Source organism: Pseudomonas sp., assembly GCF_048269965.1.
Lineage (GTDB): Bacteria > Pseudomonadota > Gammaproteobacteria > Pseudomonadales > Pseudomonadaceae > Aquipseudomonas.
On the sequence record NZ_JBLWTV010000001.1, the window covers coordinates 320,486 to 343,116 of the forward strand.

Genomic DNA, 22,631 nt, shown 5'->3' on the forward strand with positions numbered 1-22,631 from the left:
AGCGAAGGGGCGCCCCACAGGTCGTCACGGCCTGGGGGTGTCGCTTTTGCGGCGGGTGACAGCTGAAGTCATGGAAAATAATCCCGCGCTCTGGTGGTCAGCGCCGCGACCGGTTAACGTGCTGCGCTATTAGAAGAACCAGAGCAAGAGGGCGGGGATGAAAGCATTGTTGGGGGTGGGCAAGGCGCTGACCTTGGCCTTCTGGCTGGTATTCGGGGCGGCGCTGGCCAAGCGTTTCGGCGCACCGTTCGAGCAACTCGTCTATCTGCTCGGGGCCTTTCTTGCGCTGCTGCATGGGGCACAGCTGTGGCTGTTCGCAGGTCTGCTGTGCGGTCGCGCCAGCCCCTGGCTGGATCGTGTACAGGTCCTGCTGTTCGGCATTTTTCACCTCTATCCGCTGAAGGTCGAGCGGGCGGGCGAGAGCCTGGCTGCAGCGCATGAGGAGGCTGCTCATGCGTAGTCTCGCTTTGTTGCTCTGCTTGTTCACAGGCGCGTCGTTGGCCGCTACTCAGGTCAAGGTGCCGTCCAATACCTTGATGCGTCTGCCGGTCGCCACTAGCAGCCTGCAGCTCGAGCGGCTGGAAGTGGCGGATCAGGCGACCCTGATGATCCCGGCCACGGTGACCGAGTTGCGCATTGGCGAGTTGCTGATGGGCCGCGACGCGCGTATTGGCGTAGCGCCCAGCGATCAGCCGCTGCGTCTGCTAGTCGAGGACGCCGATATCGGTCCGGGCGCCTGGATCAGCGCCAAAGGTGCGGCCGGTACTTACACTCGGCCGGCTACTGCTGGGCGTGAAATCAATCTCAAGCTGCACAAGCTGACATTCGAATCGCTGACCCTGGATGTACGGGGTGGGCAAGGCAGGCCGGGTTATGCCGGGCTCGATGGGGCGCATGGCAAGCCAGGTGGTTGCACCTGGGGCCAGGCCAGTGCCGGCCACGATGGCCAGGACGGTACCGATGGCCATGAAGGCGCAGCAGGTGGCAAGGTGGTCCTTGAAGTGCCTCACCATGTCGAGGTCGAGCGCATGCAGGTGTTGCTCGACGGCGGCGCGGGCGGTGCAGCCGGCTTGGCGGGGCGCCCCGGCCGTGGCGGTGCCGCCAAGGGCTGCCTGCTCTACGGCGTGGAGGGTGCGGCCGATGGCAAACCCGGTCAGCCCGGACGCGAAGGTGCAGCGGGTCGCAGCGGTGCCGTTCAGGTGTTTCGTTTCTAGATAACCGTCGCTGCCTTGGTTTGCATGTGCAAACCAAGGCAGCCGCGTCGGTCAGAATGACGGACGCATGGCGGCCAGTGTCATCAGTGCCAGGCCGATCAGCAGGTTGCTGCCCACGACCCTGCGAATCCGCCCCAGCACTTCGCCGCCTGCAGGCCAGTTCTCGGCCTCCACGGCGCGCCGCAGTTGTGGCAGCTGCAGTGCCTGAATACGCAGGAACAGGGCGAGCATCACCAGATACAGCCCCATCATGATGTGCACGTAGCGCGGCGCGGCGTCGAAACCGCTGTAGCTCATGTGCAGCATGCCCAGCCCGCTCAGTGGCAGGGCCGCTACCGCCAACCAGACCCAGACGAAAAATCGCCTGAACACACTCAGCCACAGGCGCAGGCGCGCTGGCGGTTCCAGTATTTCGACCGCTGCCGGGCGCAGGATCATCCAGGCGAAGAACATGCCGCCAACCCAGACGACGGCGGCCAACAGGTGAAGTGCGTAGAGCGGTGCGTAGGGGGTCATGCGGTATCTCCGGAGGGGCCGTCTGGCAGCTCGGTTCATTCGATAGACACGCGAGTCAGCGCCAGATCGATTGCCGCGCTATGATAGCGACCGCTCCGCGAATACTGAAAATTTATCCAGCCTTTTTCGTTTCAGAATCCATGCTCAGTACCGAACTCAAGTCCCAGATCCAGGGCGCCTACTCGCGCTTTCTCGAAGCCAAGTCGCTCAAGCCGCGCTATGGCCAGCGGCTGATGATCGCCGAGATCGCCAAGGTGCTCGGCACCATCAAGACCGATGACGAGGGCAAGCGTCTGGGTGATCCTGCCGTCGTGGCGGTCGAGGCGGGCACCGGTACCGGCAAGACGGTGGCCTACAGCCTGGCCACCATTCCCACGGCCAAGGCCGCCGGCAAGCGTCTGGTGATCGCCACTGCCACCGTGGCGCTGCAGGAGCAGATCGTGCACAAGGATCTGCCGGATCTGCTGCGCAACAGCGGCCTGAATTTCAGCTTCGCCCTGGCCAAGGGGCGTGGGCGCTACCTGTGCCTGTCCAAACTCGACCACCTGCTGCAGGACGGCGCGGCGCAGAGCGCAACCGCGCAGTTGTTCGAGGAGGAAGGCTTTCGCATCGATGTGGATGAACAGGGCCAGAAGCTGTTCACCGCGATGATCGAGAAGCTCGCCGGCAACAAATGGGATGGTGACCGCGACAGCTGGCCGGAGGAGCTGGAGGACGTACGCTGGGCGCAGCTGACCACCGATCACAGCCAGTGCACCAATCGCCACTGCCCGAACTTCCAGCAGTGCGCCTTCTACAAGGCGCGCGAGGGCATGGGCAAGGTCGACGTGATCGTCACCAACCACGACATGGTGCTGGCCGACCTGGCGCTCGGCGGCGGCGCGGTGCTGCCCGACCCGCGCGAAACCATCTATGTGTTCGACGAAGGCCATCACCTGCCGGACAAGGCCATCGGCCACTTCGCCCATTTCACCCGCCTGCGCTCGACCGCCGACTGGCTGACCCAGATCGACAAGAACCTGACCAAGCTGCTGGCGCAGAACCCGCTGCCGGGCGATCTCGGGCGGCTGATCGAACAGGTGCCGGAACTGGCCCGCGAACTGAAGACCCAGCAGCAGTTCATGTTCGCCGCCTGCGAGCAGATCGCCGACTTCAAGGCCGGTGAGGACATGGAGGGCCGCGAGCGCCCGCGTCACCGTTTCGTCGGCGGCGTGGTGCCGGAGCACCTGACCGAACTGGGGCTGGAGCTGAAGAAGGGTTTTTCCAAGCTCAACGATCTGTTCACCGGCGTTACCGAGCTGCTCAAGGAAGCGATGGATGGCGAGGGCGCGGTGGGCATCGCCAGCCATCAGGCCGAGGAGTGGTACCCGCTGTTCGGCAGCCTGATGGCGCGCGCCAAGGGCAACTGGGAGCTGTGGCTGGCCTTCACCGCAGAAGACCCTGAGGAAAGCCCGCCCATGGCGCGCTGGTTGACCCTGGCCGAGAGCGGTGCGCTGTTTGACATCGAGGTCAACGCCAGCCCGATCCTGGCGGCCGAGACCTTGCGCCGCAACCTGTGGAATGTCGCTCACGGCGCCCTGGTGACTTCCGCCACACTGACTGCGCTGGGCACCTTCGACCGCTATCGCATGCGTGCCGGGCTGCCCAAGGTGGCGGTCGCCGCCATCGTGCCGAGCCCCTTCCACCATGCCGACGCCGGCCTGCTGCGCGTGCCTGATCTCAAGGCCGATCCCCGTGAGGCTGCTGTGCATACGGCGGCCATCATTCGTGAGTTGCCGGGCCTGGTGGCAGGCAGCCGCGGTACGCTGGTGCTGTTCTCCTCGCGCAAGCAGATGCAGGACGTGTTCGACGGCCTCGATCGCGACTGGCGCAAGCGCGTGTTCATTCAGGGCAACCTGTCCAAGCAGGAGACCCTGAACAAGCACAAGGCACGCGTCGATTCCGGTGAGGAAAGCGTGCTGTTCGGCCTGGCCAGTTTTGCCGAGGGCGTCGATCTGCCCGGCGCCTATTGCGAACACGTGGTGATCGCCAAGATTCCCTTCGCCGTGCCGGACGACCCGGTGGAGGCGGCGCTGGCCGAATGGATCGAGGCACGCGGTGGTAATCCCTTCATGGAAATCGCCGTGCCGGACGCCTCGCTGCGCCTGGTCCAGGCCTGTGGTCGCCTGCTGCGTACCGAGGCCGATCGCGGCACCATCACGTTGCTGGATCGGCGTGTGGTCACCCAGCGCTATGGCAAGGCGATTCTCAATGCTCTGCCGCCGTTTCGCCGGCAGATCGACTGATCGAGCCTATTCGCCCCCCCTGTTGCGTTGCTCCAGTTCATCGCCCAGTCGCCCCAGCGTTGGCCGAATCCCGGCGCGATGGGCGGCGCGGGCGATGGCGTGAGCGGCTAGCGGGGCGCTGGCCAGCAGAATCAGCAGGCCGATAAAGGCCTCCAGCGCCAGCTCGCCACTGCTGGCCAAGGCCACTGCGCCAAGTAGCAACACGGCGCCGAGCACGCCGGCCTTGCTTGCCGCGTGCATGCGGCTGTAGCTGTCGGGCAGGCGCAATACGCCAATCGCGCCGAGCAGAGAGATCACCGCACCGCTCAGTACCAGCAGCGACGCCAGCCAGGCCTGTACGTCGTTCATGGGTGCTCCTCGCTTTTTTCCGGCATCTGGCTGTGGGCATCATCGAACAGGAAGGCAAAGGCCGCCGTGCCGAGAAACGACACCAGTGCCAGCAGCACGGCGACGTCGAGGAACAGCGCCTCGCCGCGCATCAGGCACAGCAGCGCCATGGCAGCGACCGCCAGCAGGGTCAGGGCGTCGATGGCCACCGCGCGATCCGGGCGACTCGGCCCGCGTAACAGGCGATACAGCGTGATCAAACCGCTCAGTGCGAGCAAGGCAGCCGCCAGGGGCAATACCCAGGCTGCTCCGGCCAGGTGCAGGGTCATGGCGTTGCTCCTTCGGCTTTGCCGGCGTCGAGCCAGGCCAGCAGGCGGCGTTCCAGCTCGATGAGGATGTCGGTCAAGTCCTCACGGCGACGGGCATCGAGGGTGTGGATATAGAGCAGGCCTTGTTCCTCGTCATAGTCCAGGGCCAGGGTGCCGGGAGTCAGGGTCAGCAGCGTGCCGAGCAGGGTGACCTTGTCCACTTCCCGGCGGGTCACCGGGTAGGCCAGCACGGCCGGCTCCACCTCGATCCGGCGCGCCAGTATCAGCGTGGCGACCTGGTAGGTTGCAAGAAACACCTGGGCGATGAACCACAGGCAGAAGCTGACGCCATGCTCCAGGCTACGGGCGTAACGGCCCAGGCGCGGGACTGCCAACCCCAGCAGGCGAGCGCTCAGGTAGAGCAGGGCGAAGGCCAGCAGAGCGCCGCCCAGATGACCGGCGCCGAGGCTCCAGGCCAGGCCAGCGCTGGCCAGCAAATGGATGAGAAACAGCATCAGGTACCTCCTGCGCCGGTAAAGGGTTGCAGATAGGCTTGCGGGTCGGCGAGCTGCGCGGCGGCAGCCACGGCGTAGTCGATCAGCGGGCCGGCGCCCAGGCCGATCAGTACGGTCAGCAGCGCCAGGGCACTCATCCCCAGCCAGGCCGCGCGTATGCCGGCAACCGCTTGCAGCACCTCTTCACCTTCTGGATGAGGCTTGAGAAAGGCTTCGTTCCAGATCTTGTTCATCGACAGTAGAGTGAACACGCCGGTCACCAGGGCGATGCCCGCCGCCCACCAGGCAGCGGCATCCAGGCTGGCCTTGACCAGCAGGAACTTGGCCCAGAAACCGGACAGCGGCGGAATGCCTGCCAGCGACAGCGCCGGAATGGCGAACAGCAGCGCCAGCCAGGGCATGCGCTTGTAAAGCCCGCCCATGTCGGCCAGCCGCTCGGAGCCACAGATGCGCGCCGCCAGGCCGCCGATGAAGAACAGATTGGCCTTCACCACGATATGGTGGATCAGGTAGAACACCGCGCCGGCCAGCGCCAGCGGGGTGGCCAGGGCCAGGCCGAGGATCATGTAGCCGACCTGGCTGACAATGTGGAACGACAGGATGCGCCGCACCTCGGTCTGCGCCGCCGCACCCAGCACGCCCACCAGCATGGTTGCGCAGGCGACCCACAGCAGCAGTTGATGCGGCAGGCCGTACTCCGGCCAGAGCAGGGTCACCAGGCGAATCAGCGCGTACACGCCGACCTTGGTCAGCAGGCCTGCAAACATCGCCGAAACCGCCGTCAGGGCAACGTGGTAGGTGGCCGGCAGCCAGCCGAATACCGGGAATAGCGCAGCCTTGATGGCGAACGACAGCAGCATCAGCAGCAGCGCCGGCGTCACGCCCGGTGGCGCCTCACCGCTGCGCATGATCACTGCCAGTTCACCCATGTTCAGCGTGCCGCTGGCGCCGTAGACCAGGCCGGCGGAGAGCAGGAAGATCAGCGTGGCGAACAGGTTGAGGGCCACGTAGGTCATGCTGCCGGCCAGCCGGCGGCTGCCACCGCCGAGTGCCATCAGGGCGAAGGAGGCGATCAGCAGCACCTCGAACCAGACGTACAGGTTGAAGATGTCGGCGGTGATGAAGGCGCCGCAGATGCCCGTCAGCAGGCCCTGGATGAACAGGTGGAAGTCGCGGCCGATCGTGCTGTCGTTGTCCTTGGCCACGCCATAGAGCAGGGTGACCAGCGCGACCAGGGCACTGATGGCGATCATCACCGCCGACAGTCGATCGATCACCAGGCTGATGCCGAACGGCGCCTGCCAGTCGCCTACCTGACCGCTGAGCACGACGCCCTGCGCGGCCTGCCAGACCAGCACCAGGCCAACGGCCAGCAGCAGGGCAGTGCCGCTCAGGCTGAGCACGCGCACGGCCAGCAGGTTGCGGCGCAGGATGATCGCCAGCAGCAGACTGCACAGGGGCACGAGGATCGGCGCAACGAGTAACGCGTGATTCATCGGCGAGCCTCCGCACCATTGGCGTCGTGTCCATGCTCGCTGTCGTGCCAGTCCGGCGCCGGTTGTTCGGTGATCGAACTGACCGAGTCGGTGGTCTTGTCGCCATGCAGTTCGCGGGTGCGCTTGAGCAGCGCCAGGGCAAAGATGAACAGGCTGAAACCGATGACGATGGCGGTCAGCACCAGTGCCTGCGGCAACGGGTTGGCGGTGCTGGCTGCGTTGCCAGCCTCGACGAATGCCGGGCGCTCGCCGAAGAAACGTCCGGCGGTGAGCACGCCCAGGTTGATTGCGTTGCCCAGGACCACCACGCCCAGCACGACGCGCTTGAGGTTGCGATCCAGAAGCATCCACAGGCCCAGACCCGCCAGGCCTCCGGTCGTGATTGCGGCTAACCATTCCATGACTGGCGAACTCCCGTCAGTTTGTCGATCATGTGCAGGGCCGAGCCGAACACGGTGAGGAATACGCCAACATCGAAGAGCAAGGGCGTGCCCAGCGGCAGCCCGCCGGGGAAGGTCCACAGGCCGGTGAGAAACGCATTGCCGGTGATCAGGCCAAGCATGCCGGCACCCGCCGCGCAGCCCAGGCCGATACCGATCAGTTGCGCAGGCGCAATGGGCAGCACCCGGCGAATCTGCCCGTGGCCGTAGGTCAGCACCAGCAGAATCAGGCCGCAGGCCGCCACCAAGCCGCCAATGAAACCACCGCCCGGCAGGTTGTGGCCGCGCCACAGCACTAGTAGCGAGGCGGCCAGCATCAGCCAGGCCAGTGGGCGCAGGCCCTGGCGCAGCAGCGGCGAGGTGAAGGCATCTTCACCGCTGTGTTCGTTGCCGAAGCGCCGGCCAGTGCCCAGCAGGCTGGCCGCCGCAAGGGCAGAGAGGGCGACCACGAGGATTTCGCCCAGGGTATCGAAAGCGCGGAAGTCCACCAGGATGACGTTGACCACGTTATGCCCGTGACCGCCCGGCAGGCTGTTGGCCTGATACCACTGCGCGATTTCGCCCGGCAGTGGCAGGCTTGTCGCCAGCAGCAGGGCGCCAGTCACGCTGAGACCGAAGAGGATCGCCACACTGGCGTGCAGGCGGCGCTTCCACGGGGCGCGTGCGCCGCTGGCTGGCACCGTGGGCATCTTGCGAAACACCAGGGCCAGGAAGATCAGGCTGAGGGTTTCCACCATCAGCTGGGTCATCGCCACGTCCGGTGCATTGACCGCGACGAACACCAGCGCCAGGCCCAGGCCGCAGGCACCCAGTGCCGCCAGCAAGGTAAGCCGGCCGGGCAGGAACGCCGCTGCCACGCCGCCAGCCAGTGCCAACAGGCAGCCGGCCAGACCCAGTGGCGAGATCGGGCTGTAGCTGCCCTGCAGCAGTTGCGGCAGCGCAGGCACCAGGCCTACCGCCAACAGGCCGCCGACCGCCAGGGCCAGCAGTACCAGATGCTGACGCAGCGAGCCGTGCTGGAAGCGGGCGGCAAGCAGCCCGGCGAAGTGGAACACGCGTTTGAGCAGACGATCCCAGATCAGGTCGCCACTGACGTTCCAGGCTGCGTTGGCGCGATCGAGCAGCCGCCTGACGCGGTCGCGCATCACGTAGAACAGCACGCCCAGTGATACGGTCAGCAAGCTGGCCAGCAACGCAGGGGTAATGCCGCCCCACAGGTACAGGTGGACATCCACCGGGCCGCGCGCCACGGCCTGCACCGCGTTATTCACCAGCCAGGTTTCCGGCCAGGCATTCCAGGCGCCGAGCAGGAAACCGCCGATGGCCAGCAGCATCGGTCCCAGCCACATCGGTAAACCAACTTCATGTGGCGTGCGCGGATAGTCGCCGCGCTTGCCGAGGAAGGTCTGCAGGAATACCAGGCCGGCAGCGGCGAAGAGCAGGGCGTTGGTGAGAATCATCACCAGCGTCACCGCCCAGCCGATATGACCCATCTCGATCAGGCCGGTGTACTTGAACTCCTTGGCGATGAAGCCGAAGAACGGCGGTAGCCCGGCATTGGAGAATGCTGCCAGGGCCACGGCCGCGCCAGTCATCGGCATGAAGCGGATCAAACCGCCGAGGCGCGCCAGCTCGCGAGTGCCGGTGGCGTGGTCGATGGCGCCGACCGCCATGAACAGCGCACCTTTATAGAGAGAATGCGCCACCAGATAGAGCACGAACGCCTGCAGGCCATAGCTGGTGTTGGTGCCGATCAGCATGGTCAGTTGGCCCAGCACGGTCACCGTGGTGTAGGCCAGCAAGCGCTTGAGATCGGTCTGGCGGAAGGCCAGGAAGGCGCCGAGCACCGCAGTGGCGGCGCCGAAGGTGATCAGCAGGGTGCCCCAGCCGACGGAGCCACCGAGCACCGGGTTGAGACGGGCCAACAGGTAGATGCCGGCTTTTACCATGGTCGCCGAGTGCAGATACGCCGACACCGGCGTCGGCGCGTTCATTGCGTTGGGCAGCCACAGATGGAAGGGCACCTGCGCCGATTTGGTGAAACAGCCCAGCAGTACCAGGGCGATGATCGCCGGCAGCAGCACATGGCCTTCGATCTGCTCGGCGCTGAGGCTGGAGAACTGCCAGTTACCCGTCGCGCCCCCGAGCAGGATCAGCCCTGCCAGCAGCGCCAGGCCACCGCCGCCGGTGATCAGCAGCGCCTGCAATGCCGCGCGGCGCGATACCGCTTTGTCGTGTTGAAAACTGATCAGCAGGAAGGAGGCGATACTGGTCAGCTCCCAGAACACGAACATCGCCACCAGGTCGTCGGCCAGCACCAGGCCGAGCATCGCCAACATGAACACCAGCAAGTAAGCGTGAAAGCGGCCGAGGTGGGCGTGGCTGGACAGATAACTGCCGGAGTACAGCACGATCAGACTGCCGATGCCGCTGATCAGCAGCGCGAACAGTAGCGAGAGACCGTCCAGGCGCAGGCTCAGGTTGATGCCCAGCGCCGGAATCCAGCTCAGGCTCTGCATCACGCTGTCGCCGCCGGCTATCAGCGGAATCTGCTGCACGAACCAGATGAAGGCCACCAGCGGCGCCAGCATCAGCAGCCAACCCGTGCGAGCGCCCAGCAGACGCGTCAGGCCGGGTGCCATGATGGCCGCCATGGCGAGCAGGGACAGTAGGTAGAGCACTCGTTTCTCCTGTGCCGAGCATCGAATCCAGGGCGGCGCGATGATCACGCCTGCCCCTGCAGCCGGCGTTTGCCGGTCTGCCGCGGGAGGCAAGGCCATCGCTCATAGCAGGCCGCGCTTTTTTCAGCATAGAAAAAACCAATCGAAGATCGCTATTTTATGAAGTTTCAGAACATTGCATGATAGGCGGCTGCCATCATCGGCAGCATCTGGCCAAGCAGCGACACGGGAGAACAGCGTGCAGATTCAGGGCTATTTCGACTTGGGCTTCGAGGCGGTGAGGGACGCATTCGCCGCTTTGTTCGATGACGCGCAGGAACGGGGCGCGGCCCTGTGCGTGAAGGTCGGCGGGGAAACCGTGGTCGACCTGTGGGCCGGGGTCATGGACAAGGACGGCCAGCAGGCCTGGCACAGCGACACCATCGCCAATCTGTTCTCCTGCACCAAACCCTTCGCTGCCGTCGTCGCTCTGCAACTGGTGGGCGAAGGCAAGCTCGATCTGGATGCCCCGGTTGCGCGCTACTGGCCCGAGTTCGCTGCGGCTGGCAAGCAGCGCATCAGCGTGCGTCATCTGCTCTGCCACCAGGCAGGGTTGCCGGCGTTGCGCCAGGCACTGCCCGCCGAGGCGCTGTACGACTGGCAGACCATGACCGCCGCGCTGGCGGCTGAAGAACCCTGGTGGCCGCTGGGTGATGGTCACGGCTACGCGCCCATTACCTATGGCTGGCTGATCGGTGAGCTGATTCGTCGTGTCGAAGACCGTGGTCCGGGCGAGAGCATCGCTGCGCGCATCGCCAGGCCACTGGGGCTGGATTTCCATGTCGGCCTGGCTGACAGCGAGTTCGAGCGCGTCGCCCACATCGCGCGCGGCAAGGGCAATCTCGGCGACGCCGCAGCGCAGCGCCTGCTCAAGGTGATGATGAGCGATGCCACTGCCATGAGCACGCGCTCGTTCACCAATCCGCCGTCGATCATGACCAGTACCAACAAGCCCGAGTGGCGGCGCATGCAGCAACCAGCCGCCAATGGGCACGGCAACGCGCGCAGCCTGGCGGGCTTCTATGCCGGTCTGCTCGACGGCAGCCTGCTCGATGCCGACCTGCTGGGCGAAATGACCCGTGAGCACAGTGTCGGCGATGACAAGACCCTGCTGACCCGCACGCGTTTCGGCCTGGGCTGCATGCTCGATCAGGCCGATGTGGCCAACGCCACCTACGGTATGGGGGCAAAAGCCTTCGGTCATCCCGGTGCCGGTGGTTCCAGTGGCTTTGCCGACCCGGAACGGGACCTGGCATTCGGCTTCGTCACCAACAATCTAGGACCGTTCGTCTTGATGGACCCCCGCGCGCAGAAACTTGCGCGCCAGATTGCGGACTGTATCTGATCGAAGCGGCTAAACTTGCGCCAATCGTTCAATACCAACCATAACGATCCGACCATTAGATTTGCGTGACCTCGGGGGCTACATGCGCGCCAACAAGATTTTTGCCTTTACCTGCTGCCTGCTGATGGCTGGCTGTGCCGGCTCGGAAAAGAAGGAAGCCGCCAAGCCGGCGGTGATGCCGCCGCCTCAGGTAACCCGCGCCTGGCTCGACGAGTACGAGCCAAAACTGCGTGAAGCGGTCAAGGGCAGCCAGTTCGAGTTCGAGCGTCGCGAGAATCTGTTGGTGGTGACTGCGCCGGTGCAGAGCTCCTTCAACCCTGATCGCCCGCACATGCTGATGCCAGCCAGCCTGGGGCCGATCACCCGCGTGGCCAAATTGCTGGAAACCGATCAAGACATCGCGGTGGTGGTTCTTGGCCATGCCGACAGCAGCGGCAATGCTGCGCTCAACCGTGATCTGAGCCAGCAGCGCGCGCGCGCCGTGACGTCCATCTTCCGTCTCAGCGGCCTCAAGCAGAATCGTCTGCAGGTCATGGGCCTGGGCTCCGATATGCCGCGCGCTGCCAACGACAGCGCTGCCGGCCGTGCGCTCAACCGCCGAGTGGAAATCCTGCTGACTTCGCGTGACACCATGAAGGGCCTGATCGCCAAGTACAGCCAACCGGCCAAGGCAGAGCTCAAGGATGCACCCAAGGTAGCTGCCGCAGATCAAGGAAAAGTGAGCAAGTCGGAGTAAGCTTGCGGGCATTTCCACCTTGCGCGGGCAGGCACTAGAAACCAGGTGGATTGGTTTCCGGCCCTGCCCTGAGGAATTGCCATGACCCAAACCTTGGCCGATATGCGCCGCGATTACACCCGCGATGGCCTGAGCGAAGCCCAGGCCCCGCTGGAACCCTTTGCCCTGTTCCGCCAGTGGTTCGATGACGCGGTCAAGACCGAGCAACTGCCGGTCGAACCCAACGCCATGACCCTGGCCACCGTCGATGAAGAGGGCCGCCCGCACTGCCGGGTGCTGCTGCTCAAGGGGCTCGACGAACGTGGCTTCACCTTCTTCAGCAACTACGACAGCGCCAAGGGTCGGCAACTGGCGGCGCGTCCGTTCGCCGCGATGACCTTCTTCTGGCCCAGCCTGGAACGTCAGGTACGTATCGAAGGCCGGGTCGAGCAGGTTACCCCGGCCGAATCCGACGGTTACTTCCAGGTACGCCCGCTGGGCAGCCGTATCGGTGCCTGGGCCTCGCCGCAGAGCAAGGTGATCCGCGACCGCGCCGAGCTGGAGAACCTGCTGGCGGAAACCGAAAAACGTTTCCTCAACCAGACACCGCACTGCCCACCGCACTGGGGGGGCTACCGCCTGCTGCCGGAGCGCATCGAATTCTGGCAGGGCCGCCCCAGCCGCCTGCACGACCGCCTCAACTACCGCTTCAAGGGCGAGGCCTGGATTCGCGAACGGCTGGCGCCCTGACAGCCAGGCCGGCGTAGCGAGCGCGTCGGTCGGCTGCTTCCAAGCTTCTGGAGCGTTACCCAGTCGTCATCCGAGCTTCACGCGATTGAAGAATGGCTGTGCGGCAGGTCTGCAGAATTTCATCCGCCAGTGGAGAGTCATCAGGGCAGGCCCGGGACAGAACGAGTGCCCCCAACGCATGGGCAACGGTGTCAATTGTCCGAGCCCGCGCGTGCCGCAGCTCTTCTTCACTGCGAGTACCCCCGGCGGCCAGCAGGTCGGCCAGCATATTTTCGAGCCCCGTCGCGAACGTCGCCTTGATCGCATCGGGCTGTCGCGCCGCATCCCCACTCAGCGCCGCCAGGGTGCAACCGCCACTGCGGTCATCGCGATGCTCACGCGAGAGGTAGTGGCCAATGAAATCAGCCATGTCCACGCCGTCCATCAGTGACCTGGTCTTGGCGACCCCGCACGCGGCAGCTTCTGCCATCAGCTCCGCCTTGGAGGCGAAGTGCCGGTAGAACCCACCATGGGTAAGACCGGCAGTCGCCATCAACTCCGCCACACCTATGCCGTCGTAACCGCGCTGACGAAACAATGTGCAGGCGGTTTCGACGATGTGGGCTCGATTTGCCTCGACCTGTGCCTTTGTAACCTTCATGCCCGGCTCCTCTTTCTGCCGACATCGACACGGCAAGAATACATTGATGCTGATCATCATCAAAACATTTGACTATTTTGATTATGGTCATCATCATAAATTTCATCATCTTCGGAAAGCGCTTCTGGCGCCCTGAAGACCAAGAGACTTGCTGGCGAATCTTGCTCATTTCATCCTCAGGTAGCCCCACATGTCCCAATCTGCCTCGCTCAACACAAACTTCCTGGCGCAACAACTGCGCCTGCCCAACGGCAGCCTGTTGCGCAACCGTCTGGCCAAGGCGTCCATGAGCGAGGCGCTGGGCACCTACGACAACCGTCCGACCCAGGGGCTGGTCACGCTTTACCAGCGTTGGGCCGCGTCCGGCATTGGGCTGATCCTGACCGGCAACGTGATGATCGATCGGCGTGCACTGGGTGAGCCGGGTAACGTGGTCATCGAGGACGAGACGGACTTGCCTGTCCTGCAACAATGGGCGCGCGCCGCCACCGAGCAGGGTGCGGCTATCTGGGTGCAGCTCAACCACCCCGGCAAGCAAGCGACCAAAGGCTTGAACACCCGTAATATCGCGCCATCGGCGGTGCCGTTTCGCGAAGACATGGCGGCGTTCTTCGAAACGCCTGAAGAAGCCACCGCCGAAGAAATTCAGGACATCATCGAGCGCTTCGGCCGCAGTGCCGCCATCTGCAAGAAAGCGGGTTTCAGCGGTATCGAAATCCATGGCGCACATGGCTACCTGATCAACCAGTTTCTCTCGCCACACCACAATCAACGCACAGATCAATGGGGAGGCTCGCCGGAGAACCGCCGCCGCTTCCTGCTGGCCGTCTACGCCGAGATCCGTCGCCAGGTGGGCACCGACTTCCCGGTGGCGATCAAGCTCAATTCCGCAGACTTCCAGCGCGGCGGCTTTACCGAAGAAGAGTCGCTGGCAACGATTCACGCGCTTGTCGATGCGGGCATCGATCTGCTCGAGATATCGGGTGGCACCTACGAGGCCCCAGCCATGAGCGGCGCACTCCAGGAGCAGAAGAAGGCCTCCAGCATGGCGCGCGAAGCCTACTTCCTCGAGTTCGCCGAGAAAGTACGCGCTGCGGTGCAAGTCCCGTTGATGCTGACCGGTGGGTTTCGCAGTGCCGCTGGCATGAATGCCGCGCTGGCTTGCGGTGCAGTGGATGTCATTGGCCTGGCACGGCTGCTGGCGATTGACCCTGACGCGCCGGCTGCACTGCTGCAGGGCAAGGACAGCGCACACCAGGTGCACACCATCAAGACAGGCATCAAGCCGGTCGACCGCATGGGGCTGATGGAGATTCTCTGGTACTCCCTGCAACTCAAGCGAATCGCCAAGGGTGGCGAACCGCGTGCCAACGAGAGTGGCCTGCTGGCGCTCGTCAAGTCGCTGGCCATGAGCAGCTGGGGCACCTATCGCACCCGACGCTTGCGTGCGCGTACTTAAGACAATCACTCAGCGAAAACCTTGATTGCAACAGCTCGCCGAGCGGTTGCCGCAATCGCTCACGCATGAGGTACTGCCATGACTTCCAAAACCCCCATCGCACTGGTCACCGGCGCTTCATCCGGCATTGGCGAAGCCACGGCCAAGCGGCTGGCGCAGGCTGGCTACAAGGTTTACGGCAGCAGCAGGCGTGCAACCCAGGCCGCGCACAGTGCCGTCACGATGCTAGCGCTCGATGTCACGGATGATGCGTCCGTCTCGGCGGCGGTCAGCGAGCTGATCCGGCTTGAAGGGCGTATCGATCTGCTGGTGAACAATGCCGGTTTCGGCATTGCCCCGGCCGGCGCAGAAGAAAGCTCGATCGAGCAGGCTAAAGCGCTCTTCGATACGAACTTCTTCGGCATCGTGCGCATGACCCGCGCCGTGGTCCCGCACATGCGCCGCCAAGGCAGTGGCCGGATCATCAATATCGGCTCGATTCTGGGCGTCGTGCCCATGCCTTACATCGCGCTGTATTCCGCCAGCAAGCACGCCGTAGAAGGCTATTCGGAAGCCCTTGATCACGAACTGCGCACGCGCGGCATTCGCGTTGCAGTCATCGAGCCGGCCTTTACCAAGACCGCATTCGAGGCGAACACCATCGAGCCCGATGCCACGCTCGACGAGTACCACAGCGTACGTGCAAGCCTTGCCAAGGTGTTCAGCCAATCGATGGCAAGTGCCGATGATCCAGACGTCGTGGCCAGGGTCGTGGTCAAGGCGGCTGGCGCCGCGCGCCCCAGGTTGCGTTACACCGCAGGAGTCGCTGCCGGCCGCCTGAGCCTGCTGCGTACCTTCGCGCCAGCGGGAGTGCTCGATGCCGGCATCCGTAAAAGCCTGCAGCTCAATGACTAAACCGCTGCAAACACTGGATAGCCACAAACATTCCCGGCGGGCGCGCTCGACTGCTCCCCGGACCCGGCGCGGATGAAAAGACTCGCGCTTTCATACTGCACCCACAGGAGCTCGCACATGACGCAAACCTTTGAGTTTTTCTTTGATTTCGTCAGCCCCTACAGCTATCTGGCGTATAGCCAGCTGGACAGCCTGCCGGCGGACATCAGCCTGCGCCCCATGCATGTTCTGAGCGTTATGAAGGCCGTTGGCAATACGCCAACCACTGTCACCTGCTCCGCGAAAGGTCGTTACGCCGCTGCTGATCTCGCGCGTTGGGCGCGCCGCTATGGCGTGGTGGTCAAGCGTCCGGACATGCGCGCCATGAACAACGCTGCCTGCGCGCGGGCCGTGCTTGCTGCGCCGTCCAGTGAGCTCGCATGGCAGATCACCACTGCGTTGTTCAATGCCTGCTGGCGGGATGGTCAGACCCTGACCACGACTGCTGAAGTGCTCAGCGTGCTCGCAGCGGCAGGCATCGAAACGGCGGGCCTGGCCGGTCTGATCGATGCACCGGAAACCCTTGAGCAGTTGGAAAAAAACAACCAGGAAGCGGCCGAGCGCGGCGTCTTTGGGGCGCCGAGCTTTCTGCTCGGCGAGAGTTTGTTCTTTGGCAATGATCGACTCGATTTTGTTCGCGAACAGTTGGCAGGAGCTCAACCATCATGACTACAGCTACTCAGCAACCTCTGGCGCTGATTACCGGCGTTGGCCCGGGCGTCGGTTCATCCCTGGTTCGTCGTTTTGCCGAGAGCGGCTATCGCGTTGCGATGATCGCCCGCGATACTGCCCGATTGGCCGAACTTCAGGCCGAAGTGCCCGGCGCCTTTGCCATGCCCTGCGATGTCACCGACGTAACGGCGCTCAAGCAGGTGATCGAGCAGATTGGCGTACCGCAAGTCGTGGTGCACAACGCGGTGGGCGGTTCCTTTGCCCCCTTCCTGGAGACCGATCCGCAAACCCTGCGCCGCAACTTCGAAGTCAACACCATGGCGCTGCTGAACCTGGCGCAAATGGTGGCCCCGGGGATGATCGAGACAGGCGAGGGCGCCATCGTCGTCACCGGCAATACCTCGGCGCTGCGTGGTTCACCCAACTTTGCCGGGTTCGCGCCCACCAAGGCCGCACAACGCATTCTCGCTGAGTCGCTGGCCAGGGACCTGGGGCCCAAAGGGGTCCACGTGGCGTATCTGGTCATCGATGCCGTAATCGATGTGCCGTGGGCCCGAGAAATGTACAGCAACGCGCCGGATGATTTTTTCATCCAACCCAAGAGCATCGCCGCTGAAGTCTTTCACTTGGCAAATCAGCCCAAAGATGCCTGGACCTTTATCTCCGAGGTGCGCCCCTATCGCGAGAAATGGTAGTAGCGCAGGAACGGCATGAATCGGCCGGGGGCGTGCCCTTGATTGCGGTTGCCTTTGGCCTGTTGCTGCATCACCCCGCAACAGTCATGTAGCGAAAGCGGCCCTTCATAAGTCCCTCAAACGCCTGCCCATCACCTACCACCGAGCATGCCGGTTGCCAATAAGGCTGTACGAAACGAGCACATGAGATACCCTTGCGCGACGAACCAACCAGGACGCTGCGAACCGAACGATGGGTTTTGAACAATTAGCCGAGCTACGTGACCGCCTGCGCGCCGAGAAGCAGCAGGTACAGCAGGTAAAAACCGAAAGCGCGAAGCCGCAAAAGCGCAAGGCGCCGCCCAAAGCCAAGCCGCGCGAGCAGGATCCCACCGTCGAGGCGATCTGGCGGTTGCAGAAGCACTTCCCCCTGGCCTTCCCGGTCAATCCGGCGCCCAAGGTGCCGTTGAAGGAAGGCATTCTCAAGGATGCCGAGCAGCATCTGCAGTTGCTCGGTATCACCGCTGAGCAGCTCAAGGCGGGTATTGCCGCCTGGTGCCGTGGCGGTCGCTACTGGGCTGCGATGACGGAAAATGCACCGCGTCTGGATCTGCAAGGCCAGCCCGTTGGCGTGGTGACGGCGGCGCAGGCGCTGCATGCCAGGCAGCAGGCCAGGCGGCACCGTGCCGAGGCTCGGCGCAATCAGGCCAAGGCAAAAGCGCCAGCGGACGACAAGGCCGCCGAGAGCGTTGAGCAGCCAAGCGCGGAGTAAGCCCACTGGCAGCCTGATGGTTTTCAGGCTCGCTGGCGTCTCGATGGCCGCATCGTGAAGCGCCGCTGATCGGCCTACAATGGCGGCCTCACTCGCGAGGCCGCTTCCGATGCTCGAACTCGACTCCACCCTGGCGCAGCATATCGTCGACCGCGCCATGGCCATCCTGCCGCACAACATCAACGTGATGGATGCGCAGGGCATGATCATCGGCAGCGGCGACCCCAGCCGCCTGCACACCCGTCATGAAGGTGCGCAACTGGTGCTGGCCAACCGGCGCGTGGTGGAGATCGACGCTCAGGCAGCGGCGTGCCTGCGTGGCGTCAAACCCGGTGTCAATCTGCCGTTGCTGCATGCCGAGCGCCTGATTGGCGTGCTCGGTATCACGGGTGATCCCGAGGTCGTGCGGCCTTATGCCGAACTGGTGCGCATGGCTGCGGAGATGCTGGTCGAGCATCGCGTTCTGCAGGCCGAACGGCACTGGCAGCGGCATCAGCAGGAAGCCTGGTTGCGACAGTTGCTCGACCCCATGCTGCGCCTGTCCAGTCTCGAGGTCGATGCCGAACGCCTGGGGCTGCAACTGACCTGGCCGCGACAGATGTGCCTGCTGCAACTCGATGGAGAGGGCGATCCGCTGCCGCGTCAGGCGCGTGTGCTCGCTGCATTGGGGGGCAAGAGTGAACATCTGGTAGCGCCGCTCGGGCGTCACGAACTGCTCTGGTGTCGACCTTACAGCACCACGCGCGATGATCGTGCCTGGCTCCTGCAGGCTGACGAACGCGAGTGGGGCGTGAGCTCGCTTGCGCTCAGCGATCCGCTGCATGATCTGACCGAGCTGCGCCAGGCCAGCCTGGCTCTGCGCGATCTTCAGGCCTACGGCCAGGCGCGTTTTCCCGGTCGTCGGCTGCTGCGTCTGGACGAATTGCGCCTGCCGACGTTGCTCTATGCCCAGCGCCACAGCTGGTTGCTGCAGGGCTGGCTGGCACCCTTGCGTCAGGTGCTGACGCAGGACTCACAGGGCACGCTGAGGGCCACGCTGGAAGCCTGGTGCGCGCATGACGGCCAGGTGCAAACCTGTGCGCAGGCGTTGGGCATTCATCGCAATACGTTGCGCTATCGCCTGGAGCGCATCGCCGAACTCAGTGGCCTGGACCTCAATCGGCTGGATCAGCGCCTGCAGCTATCCTTGGGGCTGGGCTTGCTGGAACCCACCGAGACGGCTCAGCTGAACGCTCGGTAATCCGCTCCCGTTGGGGGAGGCGGGCCGATGGCTTTGTGCGATTGCACAGCCTTCTGGGTTTGGCTGCGGCTGTTTTAGTGCCAGCGCACAGGGCGAGGCTGGGGTTGGCTGAGCCACAATGTGGCGCCTCTCGGCATTCCCATCCGGGCCCTGCGCCCGCCATAACAACAATGAGGAGACTGGTCATGGGCCTGGTCCTGATTCTGGTGGCACTGATCGCGTTCATCGTGCTGTCCACTACCCGTTTGAAATTGCACCCCTTCCTGGCATTGCTCGCCGCTGCGCTGATCGCCGGTTTCGCCTACCAGCTGCCCGGCGGCGAAATCATCAAGACCATGACGGCCGGCTTCGGCGGCATCCTCGGTTACATCGGTATCGTCATCGTCCTCGGCACCATCATCGGCGTGATCCTCGAGCGCAGCGGCGCTGCCATCACCATGGCCGAGACGGTGATTCGTCTGCTGGGCCAGCGTTTCCCCACCCTGACCATGTCGATCATCGGCTATCTGGTCTCGATTCCGGTGTTCTGCGACTCCGGCTACGTCATTCTCAACTCGCTGAAGAATGCCCTGGCCGCCCGCATGAAGGTGTCCGTGGTGGCCATGAGCGTGGCTCTGGCCACCGGCCTGTACGCCACTCACACCTTCGTGCCACCAACTCCTGGTCCGATTGCTGCGGCCGGCAACCTGGGCCTGGAAACCTCGCTGGGTCTGGTGATTCTGGTCGGTTTGCTGGTCGCCGCGGTCACCGCTGTGGCCGGTATGCTGTGGGCCAACCGTTTCCTCAAGCAGAACGACCACGAGTTGCTGGAAGAAGCGCCGAGCGAACTGCTCGCCGATAACGTCGATTTCGATGCGCTGCGTGCCCGCTATGGCAAGCTGCCCAGCGCCTGGCAGGCATTTTCGCCAATCTTCGTGCCCATCATCCTGATCTGCCTGGGCTCGCTCGCTGCTTTCCCGAGCAAGCCCTTCGGCACTGGCGCATTCTTCGACGTGCTGAGCTTCCTCGGTCAGCCGGTTGCCGCGCTGCTGGTAGGCCTGGTGCTGGCGTGCTCGCTGCTCAAGGGCGAAGGCAAGCGTCAGCAGTTCCATGATCATGTGGCGCATGGCCTGAAAGAGGCGGCGCCGATTCTGCTGATCACCGGTGCCGGTGGCGCCTTTGGTGCCATTCTCAAGGCCACCGCGCTGACCGGCTACCTGGGCGACACCCTGTCGGCGCTGGGTATCGGTCTGTTCATGCCGTTCCTGGTGGCGGCCGCGCTGAAGAGCGCCCAGGGTTCCTCCACCGTTGCCCTGGTCACCACCTCGGCCATGGTTGCGCCACTGCTGGGCAATCTGGGGCTCGACAGCGAGATGGGTCGCGTGCTGACCGTGATGGCCATCGGTGCGGGTGCAATGACCGTTTCTCACGCCAACGACAGCTTCTTCTGGGTCGTGACCCAGTTCAGCCGCATGAAGGTGGCGACCGCCTATCGCGCCCAGACCATGGCGACCCTGATTCAGGGTATTGCCGGTATGGCCGCTGTCTGGTTGCTTAGCCTGGTTTTGCTGTAATCCCGCTTTGCCGGCAGGCGGCTACGGTCGCCTGCCTCCTTTCGAGGTACCTATCATGAAAATCGTCATTGCTCCTGACTCCTTCAAGGAGAGCCTCAGCGCGCCCGACGTGGCCGCTGCCATCGCCCGTGGCTGGCAGCAGGTGTTTCCCGAGGCCGAGTGTCTGCTGCGGCCAATGGCCGATGGTGGCGAGGGTACGGTCGATGCGTTGCTGGCCGCCGTGGGTGGCGAGCGTCGTGAATGCGACGTGCGCGGCCCCATGGGGGAGCCGGTCAAGGCACATTGGGGCTGGCTGGGGCAGGCTACGGCGGTCATCGAGATGGCGGCTGCCAGCGGTCTGCACTGGGTGCCGCGTGAACAGCGCGACGCCCGTCTGGCCAGCAGCTTCGGCACTGGCGAGCTGATTCGTGAGGCGCTGGATGCCGGTGCCACGCGAATCATCCTGGGGCTGGGCGGCAGTGCCACCAATGACGCCGGTTTTGGCCTGTTGCAGGCGCTGGGAATGCGTTTTCTCGATGCCCAGGGGCGTGAGCTGACGCCGGGCGGTGCGGCCTTGGCCAGTCTCGACCAGCTTGATCTGAGTGGGCTGGACGCGCGTCTGCTCAAGGTGCAGATCGAGGTCGCTGCCGATGTCGACAATCCCTTGTGCGGGCCACGTGGCGCGTCTGCGGTGTTCGGTCCGCAGAAGGGGGCGACGCCTGAGCATGTCGCCGAGCTGGACTCGGCACTCGGCCACTTCGCCCGTATCGCAGCGGCGACGCTGGGCGAGGATCACGCCGAGTTTCCCGGCGTGGGCGCCGCGGGTGGTCTCGGTTTCGCTGCGCGTGCCTTCCTCAAGGCCAGTTTCCGCCCCGGTATCGCGCTGGTGGCCGAACTGTCCGGCCTCGCCGCAGCAGTGGAGAACGCGGATCTGGTGATTACCGGGGAAGGGCGCATGGATGCCCAGACCCTGCACGGCAAGACACCGGTCGGTGTAGCGCGCGTGGCGCGTGCGGTCGGGGTCCCGGTCATCGCCTTGTCCGGTAGTCTGGGTGACAACTATCAGGCGCTGTACGAGGCGGGTATCGAAGCTGCATTCAGCCTGGCGCCGGGCCCGTTGTCCCTGGAGCAGGCGATGGCCGGCGCGGCGGCTGAGTTGCAGGCGCGTACCACGGATATCGCCCGGCTCTGGCGCCTCGCGCGGTCCTGACAGGGCGAACCTGACTGAACCTGGTCTGTCTTAAATAACTATTGTTCAGGCTCCGCCGTGACAGTTACGCTCGCCCGGCGTCTAATGGATCGAGATATCTCTGGAGGAATTGCTATGCGTAAACCCACTCTGCTCATTACCTCGCTGGCCGCGATGCTGGCCCTTGGGGGCTGTCAGTCCAGCCTGACTGGCGATACCTACAGCCGCGATGAGGCCCGAGCGGTGCAAACGGTACGCATGGGGACCATCGAATCGCTGCGCCCGGTGAAGATCGAAGGGACCAAGACTCCGATCGGTGCCGGTGCCGGTGCTGTGGTCGGTGGTATCGGTGGCAGTGGCCTCGGTGGCGGGCGCGGCAGCGCGGTGCTGGCTGTGGTCGGTGCCGTTGCCGGTGGTCTGTTGGGCGCCGCCGCTGAAGAAGGCCTGACCCGGACTCAGGGTGTTGAGATTACCGTGCGAGAGGACGACGGCACCCTGCGCGCCTATGTCCAGGAAGTCGAACCGAACCAGGTGTTCCGTGTCGGCGAGCGCGTGCGCATCATGACGGTCAACGGCACCAGCCGCGTCGCCCACTGATCGTGACAAACGAGCCGGAGCAGCGTTGGTTGCTCCGGCTTTTTGTTGTCTGTCATCCCTGGTCGACAACTCGTCGGGCTGCACAAAGAAGTGCTCCCGGCAATTTTTTGTGGCCTCGCTATAGTGGTGGTCGGCTGTCAGCAGCACTGCCAGTAGCCTGCATGTTACCAAGTGTGTTTAACGATAATTCAATGCATGACGTTGTGTTGATAGTTATGGATAATCGGCCGTTATGCTTGTGCCGACAACGACTTAGCGGAACCGTTGTGGTGCATGAACTATCACCGTCAGG

At 64.2% G+C, this 22,631-nt stretch carries 23 protein-coding genes; 15 read left to right on the plus strand and 8 right to left on the minus strand.

Going from position 1 to position 22,631, the window contains the following annotated elements:
• The first annotated feature begins 157 nt into the window (after window positions 1-157).
• Together ACN0X6_RS01540 and ACN0X6_RS01545 are read left to right on the plus strand one after the other, a co-directional pair.
• Window positions 158-460: a DUF1145 domain-containing protein gene (locus ACN0X6_RS01540; protein ID WP_417701508.1), complete on the plus strand. Its 303-nt coding sequence runs from the start codon at window positions 158-160 to the stop codon at window positions 458-460.
• Complete coding sequence (locus tag ACN0X6_RS01545; RefSeq protein ID WP_417701510.1) at window positions 453-1,214, plus strand: collagen-like protein; 762 nt, start codon at window positions 453-455, stop codon at window positions 1,212-1,214. The genes ACN0X6_RS01540 and ACN0X6_RS01545 overlap by 8 nt, the downstream gene beginning before the upstream one ends.
• Window positions 1,215-1,265: 51 nt before the next feature.
• Here ACN0X6_RS01545 and ACN0X6_RS01550 read toward each other — a convergent pair whose 3' ends face one another.
• On the minus strand, window positions 1,266-1,730 hold the full coding sequence (locus tag ACN0X6_RS01550; protein WP_417701511.1) for a CopD family protein: 465 nt from the start codon (window positions 1,728-1,730) through the stop codon (window positions 1,266-1,268).
• Window positions 1,731-1,870: 140 nt separating this feature from the next.
• On the opposite strand from ACN0X6_RS01550, the gene dinG reads away from it, so the two are divergent.
• Entirely contained in the window at window positions 1,871-4,015 is a 2,145-nt protein-coding gene (dinG, locus tag ACN0X6_RS01555) for an ATP-dependent DNA helicase DinG (protein ID WP_160020532.1), read from the plus strand.
• Between the two features lie 6 nt (window positions 4,016-4,021).
• Here dinG and mnhG read toward each other — a convergent pair whose 3' ends face one another.
• Genes mnhG through mbhE form a run of 6 tightly spaced genes read right to left on the minus strand, consistent with a single transcriptional unit; the run spans window position 4,022 to window position 9,782 of the window.
• Window positions 4,022-4,363: a monovalent cation/H(+) antiporter subunit G gene (mnhG, locus tag ACN0X6_RS01560; RefSeq protein WP_104727068.1), complete on the minus strand. Its 342-nt coding sequence runs from the start codon at window positions 4,361-4,363 to the stop codon at window positions 4,022-4,024.
• Window positions 4,360-4,671 (minus strand): monovalent cation/H+ antiporter complex subunit F, encoded by a 312-nt coding sequence (locus ACN0X6_RS01565; RefSeq protein ID WP_417701514.1) that lies wholly within the window; start codon window positions 4,669-4,671, stop codon window positions 4,360-4,362. The genes mnhG and ACN0X6_RS01565 overlap by 4 nt, the downstream gene beginning before the upstream one ends.
• Entirely contained in the window at window positions 4,668-5,165 is a 498-nt protein-coding gene (locus ACN0X6_RS01570; RefSeq protein ID WP_417701515.1) for a Na+/H+ antiporter subunit E, read from the minus strand. The genes ACN0X6_RS01565 and ACN0X6_RS01570 overlap by 4 nt, the downstream gene beginning before the upstream one ends.
• A complete protein-coding gene (locus ACN0X6_RS01575) occupies window positions 5,165-6,661 on the minus strand; it encodes a proton-conducting transporter membrane subunit (RefSeq protein WP_417701517.1) in 1,497 nt (498 codons plus the stop codon). Before ACN0X6_RS01575 ends, ACN0X6_RS01570 begins: the two co-directional genes overlap by 1 nt.
• Window positions 6,658-7,062, minus strand: coding sequence for a sodium:proton antiporter (locus ACN0X6_RS01580; RefSeq protein WP_417701519.1), 405 nt, complete (start codon window positions 7,060-7,062; stop codon window positions 6,658-6,660). Before ACN0X6_RS01580 ends, ACN0X6_RS01575 begins: the two co-directional genes overlap by 4 nt.
• The gene (mbhE, locus tag ACN0X6_RS01585) at window positions 7,050-9,782 is read right to left on the minus strand and encodes a hydrogen gas-evolving membrane-bound hydrogenase subunit E (RefSeq protein WP_417701521.1); all 2,733 of its coding nucleotides are present in this window, start codon (window positions 9,780-9,782) and stop codon (window positions 7,050-7,052) included. Before mbhE ends, ACN0X6_RS01580 begins: the two co-directional genes overlap by 13 nt.
• 238 nt (window positions 9,783-10,020) lie before the next feature.
• Between mbhE and ACN0X6_RS01590 the strand changes: the two genes are divergently transcribed.
• The 3 genes from ACN0X6_RS01590 (at window position 10,021) to pdxH (ending at window position 12,631) form a co-directional block, all read left to right on the plus strand.
• Window positions 10,021-11,166, plus strand: coding sequence for a serine hydrolase domain-containing protein (locus ACN0X6_RS01590; protein WP_417701523.1), 1,146 nt, complete (start codon window positions 10,021-10,023; stop codon window positions 11,164-11,166).
• 82 nt (window positions 11,167-11,248) lie between these two features.
• The gene (locus ACN0X6_RS01595) at window positions 11,249-11,902 is read left to right on the plus strand and encodes an OmpA family protein (protein ID WP_417701525.1); all 654 of its coding nucleotides are present in this window, start codon (window positions 11,249-11,251) and stop codon (window positions 11,900-11,902) included.
• Window positions 11,903-11,983: 81 nt separating this feature from the next.
• Window positions 11,984-12,631 (plus strand): pyridoxamine 5'-phosphate oxidase, encoded by a 648-nt coding sequence (pdxH, locus tag ACN0X6_RS01600; RefSeq protein WP_417701527.1) that lies wholly within the window; start codon window positions 11,984-11,986, stop codon window positions 12,629-12,631.
• Between the two features lie 55 nt (window positions 12,632-12,686).
• On the opposite strand, the gene ACN0X6_RS01605 is transcribed toward pdxH, so the two are convergent.
• A complete protein-coding gene (locus tag ACN0X6_RS01605) occupies window positions 12,687-13,271 on the minus strand; it encodes a TetR/AcrR family transcriptional regulator (protein WP_417701529.1) in 585 nt (194 codons plus the stop codon).
• A gap of 190 nt (window positions 13,272-13,461) precedes the next feature.
• On the opposite strand from ACN0X6_RS01605, the gene ACN0X6_RS01610 reads away from it, so the two are divergent.
• The 9 genes from ACN0X6_RS01610 to ACN0X6_RS01650 all read left to right on the plus strand — a co-directional run bounded on the left by ACN0X6_RS01610 (window position 13,462) and on the right by ACN0X6_RS01650 (window position 22,339).
• The gene (locus ACN0X6_RS01610; protein WP_417701531.1) at window positions 13,462-14,730 is read left to right on the plus strand and encodes an NADH:flavin oxidoreductase/NADH oxidase family protein; all 1,269 of its coding nucleotides are present in this window, start codon (window positions 13,462-13,464) and stop codon (window positions 14,728-14,730) included.
• 78 nt (window positions 14,731-14,808) lie between these two features.
• Window positions 14,809-15,624, plus strand: coding sequence for an oxidoreductase (locus tag ACN0X6_RS01615; protein WP_417701532.1), 816 nt, complete (start codon window positions 14,809-14,811; stop codon window positions 15,622-15,624).
• A gap of 117 nt (window positions 15,625-15,741) precedes the next feature.
• The gene (locus tag ACN0X6_RS01620) at window positions 15,742-16,332 is read left to right on the plus strand and encodes a 2-hydroxychromene-2-carboxylate isomerase (RefSeq protein ID WP_417701534.1); all 591 of its coding nucleotides are present in this window, start codon (window positions 15,742-15,744) and stop codon (window positions 16,330-16,332) included.
• Window positions 16,329-17,030: an SDR family NAD(P)-dependent oxidoreductase gene (locus ACN0X6_RS01625; protein WP_417701535.1), complete on the plus strand. Its 702-nt coding sequence runs from the start codon at window positions 16,329-16,331 to the stop codon at window positions 17,028-17,030. The genes ACN0X6_RS01620 and ACN0X6_RS01625 overlap by 4 nt, the downstream gene beginning before the upstream one ends.
• A gap of 232 nt (window positions 17,031-17,262) precedes the next feature.
• The gene (locus ACN0X6_RS01630) at window positions 17,263-17,781 is read left to right on the plus strand and encodes a ProQ/FinO family protein (protein WP_417701537.1); all 519 of its coding nucleotides are present in this window, start codon (window positions 17,263-17,265) and stop codon (window positions 17,779-17,781) included.
• A gap of 109 nt (window positions 17,782-17,890) precedes the next feature.
• Window positions 17,891-19,021: a CdaR family transcriptional regulator gene (locus tag ACN0X6_RS01635; RefSeq protein WP_417701539.1), complete on the plus strand. Its 1,131-nt coding sequence runs from the start codon at window positions 17,891-17,893 to the stop codon at window positions 19,019-19,021.
• 185 nt (window positions 19,022-19,206) lie between these two features.
• The gene (locus tag ACN0X6_RS01640) at window positions 19,207-20,574 is read left to right on the plus strand and encodes a GntP family permease (protein ID WP_160020517.1); all 1,368 of its coding nucleotides are present in this window, start codon (window positions 19,207-19,209) and stop codon (window positions 20,572-20,574) included.
• A gap of 55 nt (window positions 20,575-20,629) precedes the next feature.
• Window positions 20,630-21,763, plus strand: coding sequence for a glycerate kinase (locus ACN0X6_RS01645; protein WP_417701541.1), 1,134 nt, complete (start codon window positions 20,630-20,632; stop codon window positions 21,761-21,763).
• A gap of 114 nt (window positions 21,764-21,877) precedes the next feature.
• The gene (locus ACN0X6_RS01650) at window positions 21,878-22,339 is read left to right on the plus strand and encodes a hypothetical protein (protein WP_417701543.1); all 462 of its coding nucleotides are present in this window, start codon (window positions 21,878-21,880) and stop codon (window positions 22,337-22,339) included.
• The last annotated feature ends 292 nt before the right edge of the window (window positions 22,340-22,631 follow it).